This is a genomic window from Streptomyces purpurascens (assembly GCF_045040895.1).
Classification (GTDB): domain Bacteria; phylum Actinomycetota; class Actinomycetes; order Streptomycetales; family Streptomycetaceae; genus Streptomyces; species Streptomyces purpurascens.
Genome location: NZ_CP108341.1, coordinates 7,921,423 through 7,939,741, shown reverse-complemented (window position 1 = coordinate 7,939,741; position 18,319 = coordinate 7,921,423). Strand labels below are relative to the sequence as shown.

General features: G+C 70.8%; 13 protein-coding genes. 7 read left to right on the top strand and 6 right to left on the bottom strand.

Going from position 1 to position 18,319, the window contains the following annotated elements; all coding sequences use genetic code 11:
• Positions 1-96: 96 nt before the first annotated feature.
• The 3 genes from OHU35_RS36070 (at position 97) to OHU35_RS36060 (ending at position 4,575) form a co-directional block, all read left to right on the top strand.
• Positions 97-2,481: an Orn/Lys/Arg decarboxylase N-terminal domain-containing protein gene (locus tag OHU35_RS36070; RefSeq protein ID WP_405508279.1), complete on the top strand. Its 2,385-nt coding sequence runs from the start codon at positions 97-99 to the stop codon at positions 2,479-2,481.
• Between the two features lie 148 nt (positions 2,482-2,629).
• Positions 2,630-3,406, top strand: a complete 777-nt coding sequence (gene ddaH, locus OHU35_RS36065) for a dimethylargininase (protein WP_189726050.1) — start codon at positions 2,630-2,632, stop codon at positions 3,404-3,406.
• Between the two features lie 188 nt (positions 3,407-3,594).
• Positions 3,595-4,575, top strand: coding sequence for an acyl-ACP desaturase (locus OHU35_RS36060; protein ID WP_189726051.1), 981 nt, complete (start codon positions 3,595-3,597; stop codon positions 4,573-4,575).
• Positions 4,576-4,654: 79 nt separating this feature from the next.
• On the opposite strand, the gene OHU35_RS36055 is transcribed toward OHU35_RS36060, so the two are convergent.
• Positions 4,655-4,900 carry a WhiB family transcriptional regulator gene (locus OHU35_RS36055; RefSeq protein WP_184590142.1) on the bottom strand — a complete coding sequence of 82 codons (246 nt, stop codon included), beginning with the start codon at positions 4,898-4,900 and terminating at the stop codon, positions 4,655-4,657.
• Positions 4,901-5,124: 224 nt separating this feature from the next.
• On the opposite strand from OHU35_RS36055, the gene OHU35_RS36050 reads away from it, so the two are divergent.
• Positions 5,125-5,907 carry a VOC family protein gene (locus OHU35_RS36050; RefSeq protein WP_405508276.1) on the top strand — a complete coding sequence of 261 codons (783 nt, stop codon included), beginning with the start codon at positions 5,125-5,127 and terminating at the stop codon, positions 5,905-5,907.
• A gap of 40 nt (positions 5,908-5,947) precedes the next feature.
• Here OHU35_RS36050 and OHU35_RS36045 read toward each other — a convergent pair whose 3' ends face one another.
• Together OHU35_RS36045 and OHU35_RS36040 are read right to left on the bottom strand one after the other, a co-directional pair.
• The gene (locus OHU35_RS36045; protein WP_189726053.1) at positions 5,948-6,997 is read right to left on the bottom strand and encodes a LacI family DNA-binding transcriptional regulator; all 1,050 of its coding nucleotides are present in this window, start codon (positions 6,995-6,997) and stop codon (positions 5,948-5,950) included.
• A 79-nt stretch (positions 6,998-7,076) separates the two neighbouring features.
• On the bottom strand, positions 7,077-8,048 hold the full coding sequence (locus OHU35_RS36040; RefSeq protein ID WP_405508275.1) for a multicopper oxidase domain-containing protein: 972 nt from the start codon (positions 8,046-8,048) through the stop codon (positions 7,077-7,079).
• A gap of 189 nt (positions 8,049-8,237) precedes the next feature.
• Between OHU35_RS36040 and OHU35_RS36035 the strand changes: the two genes are divergently transcribed.
• Both OHU35_RS36035 and OHU35_RS36030 read left to right on the top strand, forming a co-directional pair.
• Positions 8,238-10,715: a ThuA domain-containing protein gene (locus OHU35_RS36035; RefSeq protein ID WP_189726055.1), complete on the top strand. Its 2,478-nt coding sequence runs from the start codon at positions 8,238-8,240 to the stop codon at positions 10,713-10,715.
• Positions 10,716-10,762: 47 nt separating this feature from the next.
• The gene (locus tag OHU35_RS36030; RefSeq protein ID WP_229873115.1) at positions 10,763-12,904 is read left to right on the top strand and encodes an OmpL47-type beta-barrel domain-containing protein; all 2,142 of its coding nucleotides are present in this window, start codon (positions 10,763-10,765) and stop codon (positions 12,902-12,904) included.
• Here the strand turns inward: OHU35_RS36030 and ligD are convergent.
• Together ligD and OHU35_RS36020 are read right to left on the bottom strand one after the other, a co-directional pair.
• Positions 12,891-13,919: a non-homologous end-joining DNA ligase gene (ligD, locus tag OHU35_RS36025; RefSeq protein WP_189726057.1), complete on the bottom strand. Its 1,029-nt coding sequence runs from the start codon at positions 13,917-13,919 to the stop codon at positions 12,891-12,893. The two genes, OHU35_RS36030 and ligD, sit on opposite strands and share 14 nt — an antisense overlap.
• Before the next feature lie 52 nt (positions 13,920-13,971).
• The gene (locus OHU35_RS36020; RefSeq protein ID WP_229873100.1) at positions 13,972-15,735 is read right to left on the bottom strand and encodes a SpoIIE family protein phosphatase; all 1,764 of its coding nucleotides are present in this window, start codon (positions 15,733-15,735) and stop codon (positions 13,972-13,974) included.
• Between the two features lie 164 nt (positions 15,736-15,899).
• Here OHU35_RS36020 and OHU35_RS36015 point away from each other — a divergent pair, with 164 nt between their 5' ends.
• Entirely contained in the window at positions 15,900-16,964 is a 1,065-nt protein-coding gene (locus tag OHU35_RS36015) for an ATP-dependent DNA ligase (RefSeq protein ID WP_189726058.1), read from the top strand.
• A gap of 15 nt (positions 16,965-16,979) precedes the next feature.
• Here OHU35_RS36015 and OHU35_RS36010 read toward each other — a convergent pair whose 3' ends face one another.
• The gene (locus OHU35_RS36010) at positions 16,980-18,170 is read right to left on the bottom strand and encodes a zinc-dependent alcohol dehydrogenase (protein WP_189726059.1); all 1,191 of its coding nucleotides are present in this window, start codon (positions 18,168-18,170) and stop codon (positions 16,980-16,982) included.
• Positions 18,171-18,319: the final 149 nt, after the last annotated feature.

Here is an 18,319-nt window from a genome sequence, read left to right as displayed (position 1 = left end):
GATGGGGTGGTTTGGCGCTCGGCAGGCCGATCACGCGTGCGGGCCCGCGAAGACTGGAGGTGGGGGCGGCGCGGGCCGCCGAGGGAGGGGAACCACATGGGCGACAGCACGGTCCTGGTCGCGGTCGCGGAGCATCCGGAGGACGGGGGTGCCGCCGCGGGGCAGTTGGCGAGGATCGCCGAGGCGATCCGGGCGCGCGGCTTACAGGTGCGGTGGGTGGTGGGCGTCGCCGATGCCGAGGCGGTGCTCAGGACCGAGGCGGGGCTCGCCGCCGCGATGGTCGCCTGGGATCTGCCGCCCGGGCCGGGGGCCGAGAAGGAACCGGGCGGTGCGGCGGTACTGCGCCGGATCGGGCGCCGCTTCCAGAACCTGCCGGTGTTCCTGGTCATGGCGGGCGAGGAGCTGCGTGACCTGCCGCTGTGGGTGTCGCAGTCGGTGGTGGGCTACGTGTGGCCGCTGGAGGACACTCCGGCGTTCATCGCGGGGCGGATCGCCACCGCCGCGCGCGCCTACCAGGACGCTCTGCTCCCGCCGTTCTTCAAGGCGCTGCGCCGCTTCGACGACGCCCACGAGTACTCGTGGCACACCCCGGCGCACTCCGGCGGTGTCGCCTTCCTGAAGTCGCCCGTGGGCCGGGCGTTCCACGACTACTTCGGGGAGCGGCTGCTGCGCAGCGACCTGTCGATCTCGGTCGAGGAGCTCGGCTCGCTCTTCGAGCACACCGGGCCGATCGGCGAGGCGGAGCGCAACGCCGCGCGGGTCTTCGGCTCCGAGCACACGTACTTCGTGCTGCACGGCGACTCCACCTGCAACCGTCTGGTCGGCCACTTCAGCGTGACCCGCGACGAGATCGCCCTGGTGGACCGCAACTGCCACAAGTCGGTCCTGCACGGCCTGGTCGTCTCCGGCGCCCGGCCGGTGTACCTGATCCCCACCCGCAACGGCTACGGCCTCGCGGGCCCGCTGCCCCCGGCGGAGATCTCGGCGGACTCGGTGGCGGCGCGGATCGCCGCGAGCCCGCTGACAGCGGACGCGGTGTCGTCGCGCGCCCAGTACGCGGTGTTCACGAACTCCACGTACGACGGCCTGTGTTACGACGCGGTGGCGGCGGCCCGGGCCTTCGCCGCCGGCACGCCACGGCTGCACTTCGACGAGGCGTGGTTCGCCTACGCCCGCTTCCACCCCCTCTACGCGGGGCGCTACGGCATGTCGGTGGACCAGGAGGCCTTCCCCGGCCCCGACCGGCCGACGGTCTTCGCGACGCAGTCGACCCACAAGCTGCTGGCGGCGCTGTCGCAGGGCGCCATGGTGCACGTCAGGCCGGCACCCCGGGCGCCGGTGGAACACGACCGGTTCAACGAGGCGCTGATGATGCACGGCACCACGTCACCGCTGTACCCGATGATCGCCTCGCTGGACGTGGCCACGGCGATGATGGACGGTCCGCAGGGACAGTGGCTGGTCGACGAGGCGGTGACCGAGGCGGTCCGGTTCCGCCAGGAGATGGTGCGCCTCGGGCGGCGGATCGAGGCCGCCGGGGACCGGCCTTCCTGGTTCTTCGGCGTGTGGCAGCCCGGTGAGGTGACCGATCCGGAGAGCGGCACCCGCCTGCCCTTCGACGAGGCGCCGGCGGACCTGCTGCGGACCGAGCCGTCCTGCTGGCATCTGGAGCCCGGCGCGGACTGGCACGGCTTCCCCGGGCTGACCGACGGCTACTGCATGCTCGACCCGATCAAGGTCACCCTGACCTGCCCCGGGATCGACGCGAGGGGCGACATGGCCGACTGGGGCATCCCCGCCCGGGTGCTCACCGCGTATCTGGGCACGCGCGGCATCGTCGTGGAGAAGACCGACAGCTACACCACGCTCGTGCTGTTCTCCATGGGCATCACCAAGGGCAAGTGGGGCACGCTGCTGGACGCCCTGATGGACTTCAAGGATCTCTACGACGGTGACGCCCCGCTCGACCGTGTGCTGCCCGGGCTGGTCGCCGAGCACCCGCGGCGCTACGCCGGGCGGACGCTGCGCGGACTCTGCCAGGAGATGCACGACCAGCTGCGCGAGGCCCGCCTGGTCGAGCTCCTCGACACCGCCTTCCAGCAGCTCCCGGAGCCGGTCGCCCCGCCGCAGCTCTGCTACCAGCGCCTGATCCGCGACGGGACGGAACGGATCCGGCTGAGCGACGCGCCCGGACGCGTCGCCGCCGCGATGGTCACCGTGACGCCGCCCGGAATCCCCGTACTCATGCCGGGCGAGAGCGTCGGAGCCCCGGACGGCCCCCTCCTGCGCTACCTCCGCGCCCTGGAGTCCTTCGACCGCCGTTTCCCCGGCTTCGGCAGCGAGACCCATGGAGTGACCCGCGACCCCGACACCGGCGACTACCTGATCGAGTGCCTGCGCCCTGCCGGGCCGGAGCGGGCCGAGGGTGCGGCGACACCGGCACAGCGAAGCGCCCCGGGGGGAGCCAGGCCGGTGGGGTGAGTCCTGGGCCAACGGTGCCGGGCCCAGGGGTGTCGTCTCGCGGGATCGCCCTGCATCATGGTCGGCTGACGCCCGATGCGTTCCGGTCGATCCCGGAGGCCCCGTCGGTGCGGTCCCGACACGTCCCATCCGATACGGAGTCACGCTCGTGCCCAGCAAGAAGGCCCTCGTCCGCCGCCCCAGCCCACGTCTTGCCGAGGGGCTGGTGACGCACATCGAGCGGGAGAGGGTCGACGCCGACCTCGCGGTCGAGCAGTGGGAGGCGTACGTGACGGCGCTGCGCGCGCACGGCTGGGACACCATCGAGGTGGATCCGGCCGACGACTGCCCGGACTCGGTGTTCGTCGAGGACACGGTCGTGATGTACCGGAACGTGGCGCTGATCGCCCGCCCCGGCGCCGAGTCCCGGCGTGCGGAGACCGCCGGGGTCGAGGAGGCCGTGGCCGGTCTGGGCTGCTCGGTGAACTGGATCTGGGAGCCGGGCACCCTGGAGGGCGGCGACGTCCTGAAGATCGGCGACACGGTGTACGTGGGCCGGGGCGGGCGCACCAATGCCGCCGGCGTCCAGCAGCTGCGCGCCGCGTTCGAGCCGCTGGGCGCGCGGGTCGTCGCCGTACCGGTGACCAAGGTGCTGCACCTGAAGTCGGCGGTGACGGCGCTGCCGGACGGCACGGTCATCGGGCACATCCCGAAGATGGACACGCCGTCGCTGTTCGCGCGCTTCCTGCCGGTGCCCGAGGAGGCCGGGGCGCACGTGGTCCTGCTCGGCGGTGACAAACTGCTGATGGCGGCGAGCGCGCCGAAGACCGCGGAGCTGTTCTCGGACCTCGGGTACGAACCGGTCGTCGTGGACATCAGCGAGTTCGAGAAACTCGAGGGATGTGTGACATGCCTCTCGGTGCGGCTGCGGGAGCTGTACACCTGACCGGGCCGGCGCCTCACTCTTCCGGCCCTCGACCTGCGGGTCCGGGGACGGCGCCGGGCCCACGAGCGACCCGCTGATCAGCGGCCTTTACAGCGCTCTTAACCTACGGCATCGTAACCTACGGAAACGTAGCCTACGATTCCGTAAGTTACCGCTCACCGCTCGTACGTATGTCCCCTGGAGAGTCCATGACGATCGCCACTCCCCACCTCGGCAGTCCCGCCGGCGCCTGGACCGACGCTCAGCTGCTGTACGCACTGGAGGAAGTGGTCGAGAAGGAGCTCAACCGGCATCTGCAGGTCGCCAAGGACTGGATGCCGCACGAGTACGTGCCGTGGAGCGACGGGCGCAACTTCCCCGGCCTCTTCGAGGACGGCGAGGCCTGGGAGAAGGAGCAGTCCAAGGTCACCGAGATCGGCCGCATCGCACTGATCGTCAACCTCCTGACCGAGGACAACCTGCCCAGCTACCACCACGAGATCGCCTCGCTCTTCGGCCGTGACGGCGCCTGGGGCACCTGGGTGCACCGCTGGACGGCGGAGGAGGGACGGCACGGCATCGTGATGCGGGACTACCTGCTCACCTCGCGCGCCGTGGACCCGGACAAGCTGGAGCAGTTCCGCATGTCCCACATGAGCGAGGGCTTCGAGTCGGACAACCGGCACTCGATGCTGCACTCGGTCGCCTACGTCGCCTTCCAGGAGCTGGCCACCCGCATCTCGCACCGCAACACCGGCCACCAGTCCGGTGACCCGGTCTGCGACCGCATGCTGGCCCGCATCGCGACCGACGAGAACCTGCACATGGTCTTCTACCGCAACCTGCTCAAGGCGGCGTTCGAGCTCGCGCCCGACCTGACGATGCAGGCGGTGCGGGACGTGGTCGTGAACTTCCGGATGCCCGGTCACGGCATCCCCGGCTTCGAGCGGGCCGCCGCGCAGATGGCGATCGGCGAGGTCTACAACATGCGCATCCACCACGACGACGTGCTCCAGCCCGTGCTGCGCTTCCTGAAGATCATGGAGATCGACGGCCTGGGCCCCGAGGGCCTCAAGGCGCAGGAGGAACTCGGCCTGTTCATGGGCGGCCTGGACTCCGAGGCGTCGAAGTTCGACGAGAAGCTGGCCGCACGCAAGGCCCGCATGGCGGCCCGCGCGGCCGGCGCCTGACCCTGTAGCCCTGTAGACAGCCACACACCCGAGCCCCTTGGCAGGACACCCCGCCAAGGGGCTCGGCGTGCGACAGGACCTAGCTCGACCTGCGCCGCAGCTCCAGCCGTTCCTTCTCCGACAGGCCGCCCCAGACGCCAAAACGCTCGTCGTTGTCCAGTGCGTACTCGAGGCACGCCGCGCGGATCGGGCACAGGCCGCAGATCCGCTTCGCCTCCCGCACCGAACTGCCCGGTTCGGGGAAGAAGAAGTCCGCCCCGGTCTGCGCACACAACGCTTCCTGCTGCCAGGCGAGTTCGGGCGAGGTGATGGTGTCGATGTGCATGGCCAGAAGCGTCGCGGTCGGCGAAAAACGTTCGATCAACGCGGGATCAACACCGCGTTCAACGGCCCCCGGCCACTCCGATCATCACCTCCCGGACGAGCCGACGCACGGCGGCGCGCGGGAGCGTCGCGCACCACGCCCCGGCGGTGCTCCGGCGGCGCTTGTCAGTGGGCGGTGCGAGACTCGGCAGAGAGACGACGGGACCCTGTGCGAGGAGGGCGACCATGCTCACCACCCGTTATGTCACCGGCGCTCCGAACTGGATCGATCTCGGCACACCCGACATCGACGGCGCCGCCGCCTTCTACGGGGACCTGTTCGGCTGGCGGTTCCAGCCGGGCGACCCCGAGGTCGGGGGGTACGGTCTCTTCCAACTGGGCGGCAGAACCGCCGCCGGCGGCATGCAGACCACGCCTGAGCAGGGCCCGCCCTCCTGGACGGTGTACTTCCAGGCCCCGGACGCGGACACCACGGCGAAGACGGCGGGGCAGGCGCGCGGCTCGGTGCTGACGCAGCCCATGGACGTGCTGGACCTGGGCCGCATGGCGATCCTCGCCGACCGGGCGGGGGTGCAGTTCGGCCTGTGGCAGCCGGGACGCAACAAGGGCCTGGACGTCGTCCAGGAGCACGGCTCGCTGTGCTGGGTGGAGCTGTACACGGCGGACGTCCCCGCGGCGGCCGCCTTCTACCACTCCGTGCTCGGCCTGGAGACCTTCGGCGTCGACTTCCCCGGCGGCGCCTACACCACCTTCGTCCCCGCCGGAGAACCCGAGGACGCCATGTTCGGCGGCGTCGTGCCGCTGGCCGACGACCCGGTCGAGGAGGAGGCGTACTGGCTGCCGTACTTCGAGGTCACCGACCCGGACGCCCTCGTCGCCAGGGCCCGGGAGCGGGGCGGCACGATCCGCCTGCCCGCCACGGAGATGCCGGGCGCAGGCCGCCTCGCCAAGCTCGCGGACCCGTACGGGGCACGCTTCGCGGTGATCCGCAGCGAGCCGCGGGCCTGAGGCCGACTCGGGGCGGCCTCCGCCGAACGACACCGACCGGCTAGGCGGACGCGCGTCGGACCAACGTCGTCGGCAGGACCACGCTGGAGGGCGTGTCGCCGGTGGCCTCGCCCGAGCCCCCGTGCGAGGTGCCGCGGTCGAGTTCGCGCAGCAGCAGGCGGGCCATCAGGCGGCCCATCTCCTCGATGTCCTGACGGACCGTCGTCAGGGGCGGATCGGTCTGTTCCGCGACCGGCAGCATGTCGTCGAAGCCGATCACGGCGATGTCGTCGGGGACGCGGCGGCCGGACTCGCGCAGGACGCGCAGGGCACCGGAGGCCGTGAGGTCGTTGGCGGCGAACACCGCGTCCACGTCCGGGCAGCGGTCGAGGAGCTCGCGCATCGCACGCTCGCCCCCGGCCGGCGTGAAGTCGGCCTCGGCGATCAGCCGCGGGTCGGCGTCCACCATGACGTCCCGGTAACCGTCGAGCCGGTCCGCCGCGGAGGTCTGGTCGAGTGCGCCGGTGATGTGCGCGATCCGGGTGCGGCCGAGGCCGGCCAGGTGGCGGACGGCGTCGCGGGCGCCGCCGCGGTTGTCGCTGTCGACATACACCACGCCCTGCCGGTCGCCGCTCCAGCCGGGGCGGCCGCCGAAGACGGTGGGGACACCGGCCCGCTGGATCAGCTCGGGCAGCGGGTCGTGGAGGTGCAGGGAGAAGACGAGGGCCCCGTCGACATGTCCGCCGGCGAGGTACCGGCCGACCCGGGCGTGATCGTCCCGGCCCTCCGTGAGCAGCAGGACGAGCTGGTTGTCGTGGGCCGTGAGCTCCTTGCTGATGCCGCGCAGCTGGAGCGCGAAGAACGGGTCGGCGAAGACCCGGGTCTCGGGTTCGGCGACGACGACCGCGATCGCGTCGTGCCGCCGGGTCACCAGGGAGCGGGCGGCCTGGTTGGGCACGTACCCGAGCTCGTCCACGGCCTTGCGGACCCGCTCCACGAGAGCGTCCCGCACCCCGTCCCCGCCGTTGACCACGCGCGAGACGGTGGCCCGCGAGACACCGGCCCGGGCGGCCACGGCCTCCAGCGTGGGACGCGGCGCGGTGTCGGTCACTTCGGGGCTCCTCATCTGCGGTTGCGGATCAGGATAGCCCCGGGCGACGAGCTCCGTGAGAGCGCTCTCGCGCGTGAGGTCAGTGCTCGTGCCCCGGCTGTTCACCCCCGTGCTCGTGCGGGTCGTACCCGGGAATCGTCCCGTCCGGCTTCTTCACCAGGAACAGCCCCACCATCCCCATGTCGGAGTGGCTCTGCACATGGCAGTGGTACATCCAGGCCCCGGCCCCGACCCCCTCCCCCGCGATCACCTGGAAGCCGAACGAGTCGGCCGGGCCCGTGATCTTGTTGTCGATGACCTGGCTGGGGTCGTCGGGGCCGGTCAGCATGCCGGTGCGGTTGTCCGCCCAGCGGTGACCGTGCATATGGAACGTGTGGTAGAACTCGCCGTGCGTGATCACGATGAACTCGACGCGATCCCCCACCGTGGCCTCGAAGTTCGGCCCGGAGTGCGGCGGCCTGTTGTTGATGCGCATGTCGTTGAAGACGACCGTGTGCGTCCGGTCCGGCAGGACATCGCCCTTGCGGCGGACGATCACCGGGCCGTAGAGGCCCTTCTGGAGCCCCTGCGTGCCGTGTTCGGTGCCGACGACATGGTCGTGGTAGTGCCAGTAACCCGCGCTGCCCGCCCGCCAGGTGCCGTCCTTGCGGCGGCCGGGGGCATGGGTGCGCCAGGTGTAGGTGCGGGTGCCGCCCGGTTCGACATGGCTGCGGTTCATCTTGGTGCCGTCGCTGGTGATCTCGTAGTCCAGGCCGTGGACGTGCAGACTCACCGCGACGTCCATGGTGTTCTCGAACTCGATGTGCAGGGTGTCGCCCTCGTTGAGCTCGATCAGCGGGCCGGGGACGGTCGCCTTGCCCTTCTCGAGCCCGTAGCCCAGCTGGCCGTCGGCGAGCTTCTCGGCGTACAGCTTGATGCGCTTCACCTCGCCTCCGGCGGGTGCCGTCTTCGCCGGTCCGTCGGCGCTGATGGCCTCCGGCGCCACGGACAACGATGTCGCGACTGCCGCAGTGCCCAGCAGGACCCGCCGGTTGAAGCTGCGTCTGTCCATGCGGAACTCCCCACCCTGGTAAGGCTTTTGCAGAGGCGTACCTGTGATGAACCTGTGCGACGGTACCGGCCACGCCCCCGTTTATCCACACTCAAGACAAAGTTGGAGTCATCCCGGTCATAGGTATTGGCGAGAGATGCAAAGGGGTTTAGCTTCCTTGGCGGTGTTGCTGTGACCGAGGAGGTGCCCATGCACTTACGAGGGTTGAGCAAGGGAAGACGTGTCTGGGCGGCCTCCGTGGCCGCCGGAGTCGTGACCGCCGGGCTGCTGTCCGGGCCGGCCGCGAACGCGAGGCCGTATCCGGAACCCCCGCTGACAACGATGTCGATCAAGTCGCCGCCGGGCGGCGCGAATGTAAAGGTGCTGCTCTTCCACGGCTCCGCCGCGGCCGGGGAGGAGTCCCCGGTCGTGAACGCCGGGATCGAGGCGATCGAGGCGATCGGGCTCTCGGGCCCGGCGAACCGCCGTTTCAAGGTCGAAGCCACCGCCGACGCCTCGGTGTTCACCAACGAGACGAGGCTCGGCCGCTTCAACGCGATCGTGTTCCTGACCGGCGGGGGCGATGTCCTCGACGCGGAGCAGGAGGCGGGCCTGGAGGCGTACATGGAGGCCGGCGGCGGTTTCGTCGGCCTCCACGACGCGGCGCGCGCGGAGCCGTACTCGGACTGGTTCACCGGGCTGGTGGGAGCCCGCCCGGCCGCGTCGAGCCCCTCGGCCGTGCAGCGGGCGACCGTCGAGGTCGGCGACCGCCGGCACCCGGCCACCAAGGACCTGCCGGTGCAGTGGAAACACCCGGACAAGTGGCTGAACTGGGCGAAGAACCCGTCGGGTGACGTCCATACGGTGGCCCGGGTACGGGAGTCGAGCTACCAGCCGGGCGCAGGTGCCAACGGCTGGGACCATCCGGTCAGCTGGTGCCGTGACTACGACGGCGGCCGCTCCTTCTACACCGGCATGGGCGGCACGGTGTCGTCGTACGACGAGACCGACTTCCGCGCCCATCTGCGCGGCGCGCTGCTGTGGACGACCCGGCTGGAGCAGGCCGACTGCAAGGCGACCATCAACGCCAACTACCAGGCGGAACGGCTGACCAAGCCCAACCAGCCGGGGCAGAACGACCAGATCGGCGAACCGCACGGCCTGGTCACCGCGCCCGACGGCCGGGTGTTCTACATCGGCCGGGGCGGCGCCGACTCCTCGCAGCCGGTGGTCACCGACTGGAACAACCCCGACATCGGCAAGGGCAAGGGCGAGATCCACGTCTACGACCCGAAGACCAAGCAGGTCACGCTCGCGGGTGCGCTCAACGTCTTCGGCAACAAGGGCGGCGGCGACGAGCTGATCAAGGTCGAGGAGGGGCTGCTCGGTATCGAGCTGGACCCGGGGTTCGCGCAGAACGGCTGGGTGTATCTGCACTACACGCCCCACTCCGGGATCAACCGCGACACGCGGATGGCGGAACGGCGCGTCTCCCGCTTCACGCTCGACCTGGCCACGAACAAGCTGGACCTGGCCAGTGAGAAGGTGCTGCTGAAGTGGCCGGTGCAGATCCACAGTTGCTGCCACTCGGGCGGCGGGATGGCCTGGGACTCGAAGGGCAATCTGTACATCGCCACCGGTGACAACAACTCCAGCGGGTTCAGCGCCGGTTACTCGGGCAACAACCCGCAGCCGAACTACAAGGGCGTCTCCTTCGCGGACGCGCGCCGCACGGCCGGCAACACCAACAACCTCAACGGCAAGATCCTGCGCATCCACCCGGAGCCGGACGGAACGTTCACGCTTCCCGAGGGCAACCTCTTCACCGGGAAGGAGACCGACGAGGGCGGCGGCAAGACCCGCGGCGAGATCTATGTGATGGGGGTCAGGAACCCGGCCCGTATCTTCGTCGACAAGTCGACCGATGTTCTCTACGCGGGCTGGGTCGGTCCGGACGCGAGCGCGCCCTCGACCACCTGGGGTCCGGCCAAGTACGACACGTTCGCCGCCATCACCAAGGCGAGCAACCGCGGCTGGCCGTACTGCATGGGCAACAAGCAGCCCTACCGGGACCGCAATCTGCCGGACCCGTCCAAGCCGCTGGGCTGGTACGACTGCGACCGCCCGAAGAACGAGTCGCCGAACAACGACGGCCTGGTCAATCTGCCGCCCGTCACCGGAAACAACATCTGGTACTCGCCGCAGGGCGGCGCGCCGGACTACCCGCGGGACGCGAACGGCGTCCCCTCGTACAAGGCGGAGGAGGCGACGTACCGGCTGCCCTGGCTGAAGGGCGGCGGCCAGGCCGCGATGAACGGGCCGGTCTACCGGTACGACGCCGCCGGCACGAGCGCGGCCAAGTGGCCCGCCTACTGGGACGGCAAGTGGTTCGTCGGTGACTTCTACGACGCCGACCAGCCGCGCAACGCGGTGCTCATGGACCCGAAGACGCAGGGCGACGGCGGTCTGCCGGTGCACTCGGAGTCGCTGAAGAAGATCGTGCCGATCGGCAACGACGGCATCAAGAACCTCATGGACTGGAAGTTCGGTCCGGACGGTGCGCTGTACGTCCTCGACTACGGCCGCGGCTTCTTCACCTCGGACTCCAAGTCGGCCCTGTGGCGGGTCACCTACAAGGGCGGCGGGCCGACCCCGGCCGCCGACCAGCTGGCTAGGGGGACCGAGTGACCCGGCAACGAAGAATCTGGGCCGCCCTGCTGGCCGCCCTGCTCATAATGCTCGGCGTGCAGGCGATGCCGGCGTCCGGGCAGCCGGAGGCGAAGGCCGCCGAACAGGTCCTCACCTGGACGGCCGGCAACGACATCGACAAGTACCTCTCGGCGCCCAAGACAGCCGTCGCGGGCACGGCCACGATCGTGTTCGAGAACAGTGTGGCCACCGGCAACACCACGGGCATGCCGCACACGCTGACGTTCGTGACGAGCGATCCCGAGTTCAACGACGACGTCACGCTCAACATCCTGGCCAACCCGAACGACGCCCAGGGCGGCAAGCACACCGCCCAGGTCACGCTCACGCCCGGCCGGTACTTCTATCACTGCACGATCCCCGGCCACGGCCAGATGCAGGGCATCCTCGTGGTGACCGAGGGCACCGGCGAGGACACCACGGCGCCCGAGGCGTCGGCGCAGGTGAGCGGGACGCAGAACACCCAGGGCGAGTACGTCGGCTCGGCGAGCGTGGCGCTGCAGGCCACGGACGAGGGCGGCTCGGGCGTCGAGAAGATCGAGTACGCGATCGGCGACGCGGGTGCCTGGCAGCCGTACACCGCGCCGGTCGTCGTCGACCAGGTCGGCGCCCACAAGGTCCGCTACCGCGCCTTCGACAAGGCGGGGAACGTCTCCGCGGAGAAGAGCGCGGCGTTCACGGTCGTGGCGCCGCAGTCGGACGACACGACCGCGCCGGAGACCTCGGCGACGGTGAGCGGTGAGCGCGATCCCGACGGGGCGTACATCGACATGGCGACGGTCACCGTCTCCGCCTCCGACACGGGGTCCGGGGTCAACACGATCGAGTACGCGGTCGGTTCCGGCGCCTGGCAGCCGTACAACGCACCGGTGATGGTGCACCAGGTCGGCACCCACACCGTCCGCTACCGCGCCACCGACAAGGCGGGCAATGTGGCGGCCGAGAAGAACGTGCGCTTCACGGTCGTCGCGGCACCGCCGCAGGACACGACCCCGCCGGTGACGGGTGTGTCCGTGGAGGGCACGAAGAACTCCGCCGGGGCGTATGTCAACAGTGCCCGGGTGACCGTCACGGCGACCGACGAGCACGGTTCGGGCGTCGAGAAGATCGAGTACTCGCTCGACGGCGGGCCGTATCTCGCCTACTCGGCCCCGGTGGTGGTCGACCGGGCGGGCGGGCACACGGTGGCGTACCGGGCGAGCGACAAGGCGGGCAACACCTCGGCGGCACGCACCGTGACCTTCACGGTCGTCTCCGGCCAGGTTCCGGCGCCCGACTGCCCGGAGTACGACGAGCGGTTGACGGTGATCGTCGGCTCGGTCGACTCGGGAGTGCGCAACCGGGTGACCGACAACCGGTGCCGGATCGGCGAGCTGATCGAGGACGAGAAGGAGTGGACGTCCCACGCCCTGTTCCTCAAGCACGTGACGTCCGTCCTCGACGCGCTGCTGAAGGAGGGCGTGATCGACCAGCGCGAGTACAACGCCGTCCGGAAGGCCGCCCGCCAGTCCGGCATCGGCAAGCCGGGGCAGACCGAGGGCTATCGCGCGCTCTTCGACGGCAGCGCGGAGTCGCTGGCCAAGTGGCAGCAGGTGGGCGGCGGTTCGTTCGGGCTGAACGCCGACGGGACGATCACCTCCAGCACCACGACGCCCGGCATGGGCATGCTGTGGTTCCCGCAGCGCAAGTACGGCGACTTCTCGCTGCGGCTCCAGTGGCGTGACGACGCTCCGGGCACGGGCAACGCCAACTCCGGTGTGTTCGTGCGCTTCCCCTGGGTCCACGACCACCCGGAGGAGTCACGGCCGGAGTGGGTCGCCATCAAGTACGGGCACGAGGTGCAGGTGCTCGACCGGCCCGACGGCGACATGTACAAGACGGGGTCGGTCTACGGCTTCGACCGGGTGGGGCTCGCCGGTGCCGGCGTGACACAGAAGGGCACCTGGAACGACTACGAGATCCGCGTGGTCGACCAGCACTACTCGGTGTACCGCAACGGTGTGCTGATCAACGAGTTCGACAACACCGGCGGCCAGGCGTTCACCCCGCCCCGCTCGGACGACCCGGGCACGGACGGGCGGCGGTTCGCCTCCGGCTACCTCGGGCTCCAGGTGCACGGCACGACGGATGTGGTGTCCTACCGGGACATCCGGATCAAGGAGCTGTAGGGGGCTTCTCCTTGCGGGCCCTGCTCGGCTGTACCCGCCTCGGTTCCCCCGGCATCTTCGGATACTCGGGCGGGTACGGCAGGTCCCCCAGCCCGTGGTCGTGCTCGTCACGGCGGGCGAGGTCGAGCAGGGTCTCCAGCGAATAGCGGTGGTCGTCCATGTCCGCGTGCACGTCGCCGAGTTCGGCGAAGCGCGCGGGCATGGTCGCGAGGTCGAAGTCCTGGGGGTGCGCGAGACCCACCTCGTCCCAGCTCAGGGGCGCGGAGACGGGGGCGTGCGGGCGGGGCCGTACCGAGTAGGCGGAGGCAATCGTGCGGTCGCGTGCCGTCTGGTTGTAGTCGACGAAGATGCGTCTGCCCCGCTCCTCCTTCCACCACTTGATGGTCACCTGGTCGGGCATGCGCCGCTCCAGCTCCCTGCCGACGGCGATGGCGGCGCGCCGGACCTGGGTGAAGGTCCAGCGCGGTTCGATGGGCACGAAGACGTGCAGGCCCCGTCCGCCCGAGGTCTTGGGGAAGCCGCGCAGTCCGCCGAACTCGTCGAGCACCGCCCGGAGTTCGTGGGCGGCGCGGGCGGCGTCGTCGTAATCGGTGCCGGGCTGCGGGTCGAGGTCGATGCGGAGTTCGTCCGGGTGGTCGACGTCGTCGCGGCGTACCGGCCAGGGGTGGAAGGTGAGGGTGCCGAACTGGGCGGCCCACACCACCGCTCCGGCCTCGGTGGGGCACATCTCGTCGGCGCTGCGGCCGCTGGGGAAGGTGATGTGCGCGGTCGGGATCCAGTCGGGCATGTTCTTGGGCGCCCGCTTCTGGAAGAAGTTCTCTCCGTTCAGCCCCTCGGGGTAGCGCTCCAGGGTCGTGGGCCGGTCGCGCAGGGCGCGCAGGATGCCGGGGCCGACGGCCAGGTAGTAGCGGGCGAGGTCCAGCTTGGTGAAGCCGCGCTCAGGGAAGAACATCTTGTCCGGGCTGGACAGCCGTACGGTCCGGCCTCCCGCCTCCAGTTCCACCGCGTCACCCATGCTCGCCACGGTAGGCGCAGCGCGTGGGCCTCGCACGCGGAGCGTTCAGACGTCACGGGGCGCGCAGCCGGGTGGCGAGCAGGGTGACGTCGTCCTCGGTGGTGCCGTGCACGAGGCGTGCGAGGAGGGCGTCGACGACGCTCTCCAGGGGGCCGCCGATGTCGTCGAGGCGCAGATGGGTCAGCCGCCGCAACGAGGAGTCGATGTCCCTCCGGCGGTCCTCGATCAGGCCGTCGGTGTACATGAGCAGCACGGTTCCGGGCCGCACCGGAAGGGTCAGCGCCTCGTACCCGCCGAGGTCGGTGCCGAGGGGAGGTCCGGTCGGGACGTGCACGAGTTCGGCCGGGGCGTCGGGATGCAGGAGCACGGGCGGCGGGTGCCCGGCGCCGGCGAAGGTGCAGGTGCCCTGGCCGGGGTCGACGAGGGCGAGCAGACAGGTGGCCACCCGGTCGAGGCCGATGCTCGCCAGCCGGTGGTCGGCCTCCTGGAGGATCCGTTCGACGGGGGCGCCGGAGGCGGCGATGGTCCGCAGCAGGGAGCGGTACTGGCTCATGGCGACGGCGGCGGTGAAGCCGTGGCCCATGACGTCGCCCATCACCTGGAGGGTGCGGCCGCAGGGCAGGGCCATCGAGTCGAACCAGTCCCCGCCGACGAGGGCGCGTTGCCCGGCGGGGAGATAGCGGGAGGCCGTCTCGATGTCCGGGTGCGGACCGCCCGGCTCGGACAGCAGGGCACGTTGCAGTTCCAGCGCCATCGAGTGTTCGAGGGTGTACTGGCGGGCGTTGTCGATGGCAACGGCGGCTCGGGCGGCCAGTTCCTGGGCCACCACCACGTCCTCGTCGGTGAAGGGCGCCGAATCGCCGGCACGGAGCAGGTACAGGACACCGACCGGGTGCTCCCGTGTCGGCAGCGGAACCACGACGATGGAGTGGACTCCGAGTTCTCGGATCACCTCCAGGTCGAGTGGCGTGCGCAGCATCTTCAGCAGCACGTCGTCCGAGGCGAGGTTCCCCACCCACGGGCGGCCCGTGTCCAGGCAGCTCCGGACCGGCGAGTCGCGCGGGACGTCGAAGTAGTATCCGCTCTTCGCGGTCAGTCCGATGCGGGCGACGATGTCCGGGCCGCCCGCCGAGGCCATGATGCGCAGCCGGAGGACGCCGGGGGCCGGCGGCGGCAGGTCGTCGGCCCCTTCCGTGTCCACGATCCGCACGGACGCCCGGTCGGCCAGGCTCGGCACGACGAACTCGGCCAGCTCGGCACAGGTCTGCTCGACCCGCAGGGTCGTGCCCACCCGGGTGGCGGCGGTGTCCAGCAGGGCCAGCCGCTGGTGGGCCCGTTCCAGGTCGTCCAGGTACTGGCGCAGTCCGCTGACCTCCACCGCGATGCCGCACAGCCCGAGCACCCGGTCGCCGTCCTGGAGGCGGTGGTACACCGCGCTCCACTGCCGGTGTCTGAACGGCGAACTCACACGCGTCATACCGGTGACGGACAGCGCCCGGGGCCGGCCGTCGCCGAGGATCATGCGCAGGGTGTCCTCCGAGCGGTGGACGTCCGGCAGGACCTCGGCCATGGTCCGGCCGTGGAAGGCGTCGGGCGGCACGCCGCTCATCCGGGCCATGGCGCCGTTGACGTACCGATAGCGCAGCCGTTCGTCCAGGATGGCCACCGCGGCGGACGTGCCGTCCAGGACGTTGCGGAGGATCTTGTACTCGTGGGCCTTCTCGAGCGCCTCCGTCGGCGCGTCGGACACCATCGACAGCAGCGCGTCGTCGGCCCCCGAGAAGAGCCAGGTCGGCGGAAGCTGGTCGAAGCCCATGCGGCTCCTCCTCGTCCCCCTCCCTGATCGGAACACGCCACGGTCCAGTGTGTCGCCCGGGGCGGGGCCGCGCATCCGCAGCTCCGCAGGAACTCGCCCTGACCTGCGGCTTTCACGGGTCCGCTCAACAGGCGGAGCCAGCGAGCGGCTCTTAGAGTCAAGGCATGGATCTCCCGGTGATGCCCCCCGTGCTGCCCATGCTCGCCAAGTCCGTGGCGGCGATCCCGGCGGGCATGCAGTACGAGGCGAAGTGGGACGGGTTCCGGGCGATCGTGTTCCGCGACGGGGACGAGGTCGAGCTCGGCAGCCGTACGGGCAAGCCGTTGACCAGGTACTTTCCCGAGCTGGTGACGGCTGTGCGGGAGCGGTTGCCGGAGCGCTGTGTGGTGGACGGGGAGATCGTGATCGCGCGGGAGGGGCATCTGGACTTCGACGCGCTGACGGAGCGGATCCATCCGGCGGACTCGCGGGTGCGGATGCTGGCGGAGCGGACGCCGGCCTCACTCGTCGCCTTCGATCTGCTGGCGCTGGGGGACGAGTCGCTGATGGACGTCCCGATGACCGACCGGCGGGAGCTGCTGGCCGGGGAGCTGGCGGGGGTGACGGCGCCGGTGCACCTGGCGCCCGCGACCACCGACATCGAGGTGGCGCGGCAGTGGTTCGAGCAGTACGAGGGGGCGGGCCTGGACGGTGTCATCGCCAAGCCGCTGACGGTGCGCTACCGCCCGGACGCGCGCGCGATGTTCAAGATCAAGCACGAGCGCACGGCGGACGTGGTCGTCGCCGGGTACCGCCTGCACAAGAGCGGCCCCGTCGTGGGCTCGCTGCTGCTCGGCCTGTACGACGACCGGGGCACCCTCCAGCACGTGGGTGTGTCCGCCGCCTTCCCCATGAAGCGGCGTGCCGAGCTGGTGGAGGAGCTGGAGCCGCTGCGCCTGGACGACGCGCAGGGGCATCCGTGGGCGGCCTGGTCCGAGGAGGCCGCGCACGAGAAGGCCCGGCTGCCCGGGGCGCCGAGCCGCTGGTCGGGCCGCAAGGATCTGTCGTGGGTGCCGCTCAGGCCGGAGCGGGTGGCCGAGGTGGCGTACGACCACATGGAGAACGGGCAGCGTTTCCGGCACACCGCCCGGTTCCGCCGCTGGCGCCCGGACCGGACCCCCGAGAGCTGCACGTACGCGCAGCTTCAGGAGCCGGTCCGCTACGACCTGGCGGAGATCCTCGGCGCCTGAGGACGCTCGGGGCGCTCAGGGCCGCATCAGCACCTTGACCGCGCCGTCCTGCTTGCGCTGGAACATCTCGTAGGCGTGCGGGGCCTCCGACAGCGGCAGCCGGTGGGTGGCGAAGTCCCCGACACCGAGCGGGTCCTCGTCGGTCAGGTACGGGATGATGTCGTCGCTCCAGCGGCGGACGTTGGCCTGGCCCATCCGTATCTGGACCTGCTTGTCGAACAGGGTGAGCAGCGGCAGCGGGTCCGCCAGGCCGCCGTAGATCCCGGACAGCGAGAGGGTGCCGCCGCGGCGCACCAGGTCGATGGCGGTGTGGAGGGCGGTGAGCCGGTCGATGCTGAAGCGCTCGGCGAGCGGGCCGCTCAGTTTGCGGGGCAGGATCGACGAGGCGTTCTGCACCATGCGCGCGGCCGCGCTGCCGTGGGCCTCGGTGCCGACCGCGTCGATCACGGCGTCGAAGCCTCGGCCGTCGGTCTCGTCGCGGATCGCGGCGACGAGTTCCTTCTCGTCGTCGAAGGACCTGAGGTCGTACGTCTCCACGCCCCGCGCGCGGGCCCGGCGCAGCCGCTCCGGGACCCGGTCCACGCCGAACACCCGTCCGGCGCCCCGGAGCCGGGCGACGCGGCAGGCCATGTCGCCGATGGGTCCGAGGCCGAGCACGGCGACGCTGCCGCCCTGCGGGACGTCGGCGTAGGCGACTGCCTGCCAGGCGGTGGGCAGGACGTCGGAGAGGTAGACGAAGCGGTCGTCGGGCGGGCCCTCCGGGACCTTGATCGGGCCGAACTGCGCCTGCGGGACCCGCAGGTACTCGGCCTGGGCGCCCGGCACGGCGCCGTACAGGCGGGTGTAGCCGAACAGGGCGGCGCCCATGCCCTCGCCGCTGACCTGGGTGGTCTCGCACTGGGTGGGCAGGCCGGTGAGGCACATCCAGCAGTTGCCGCAGGCGATCTGGAACGGCACCACGACCCGGTCCCCGGCCTGGAGGTCCGGTACACCGGCGCCGACCTCCTCGACGATGCCCATGGGCTCATGGCCGAGGATGTCCCCCGGTGTCATGAACGGCGTGAGCACTTCGTACAGATGCAGGTCGGACCCGCACAACCCGGTTGAGGTGATGCGGATGACCGCGTCCGTCGGCTCCTGGATCGTCGGATCGGGCACGTTCTCCACCCGCACGTCACGCTTGCCCTGCCAGGTCACTGCCCTCATCGCCTCGCGCTCCCTCCGTCAGCGTGCGCGTCGGTCGGTCGGCGGGGCCCGGGTACCCGGGTGCCCCGCGCTGAACCTTGAGCCGATCGACGGACGCGACGGGGACAACGTCCCGTCGGAAACGATCGGACATGGCCATCGATGCTCAG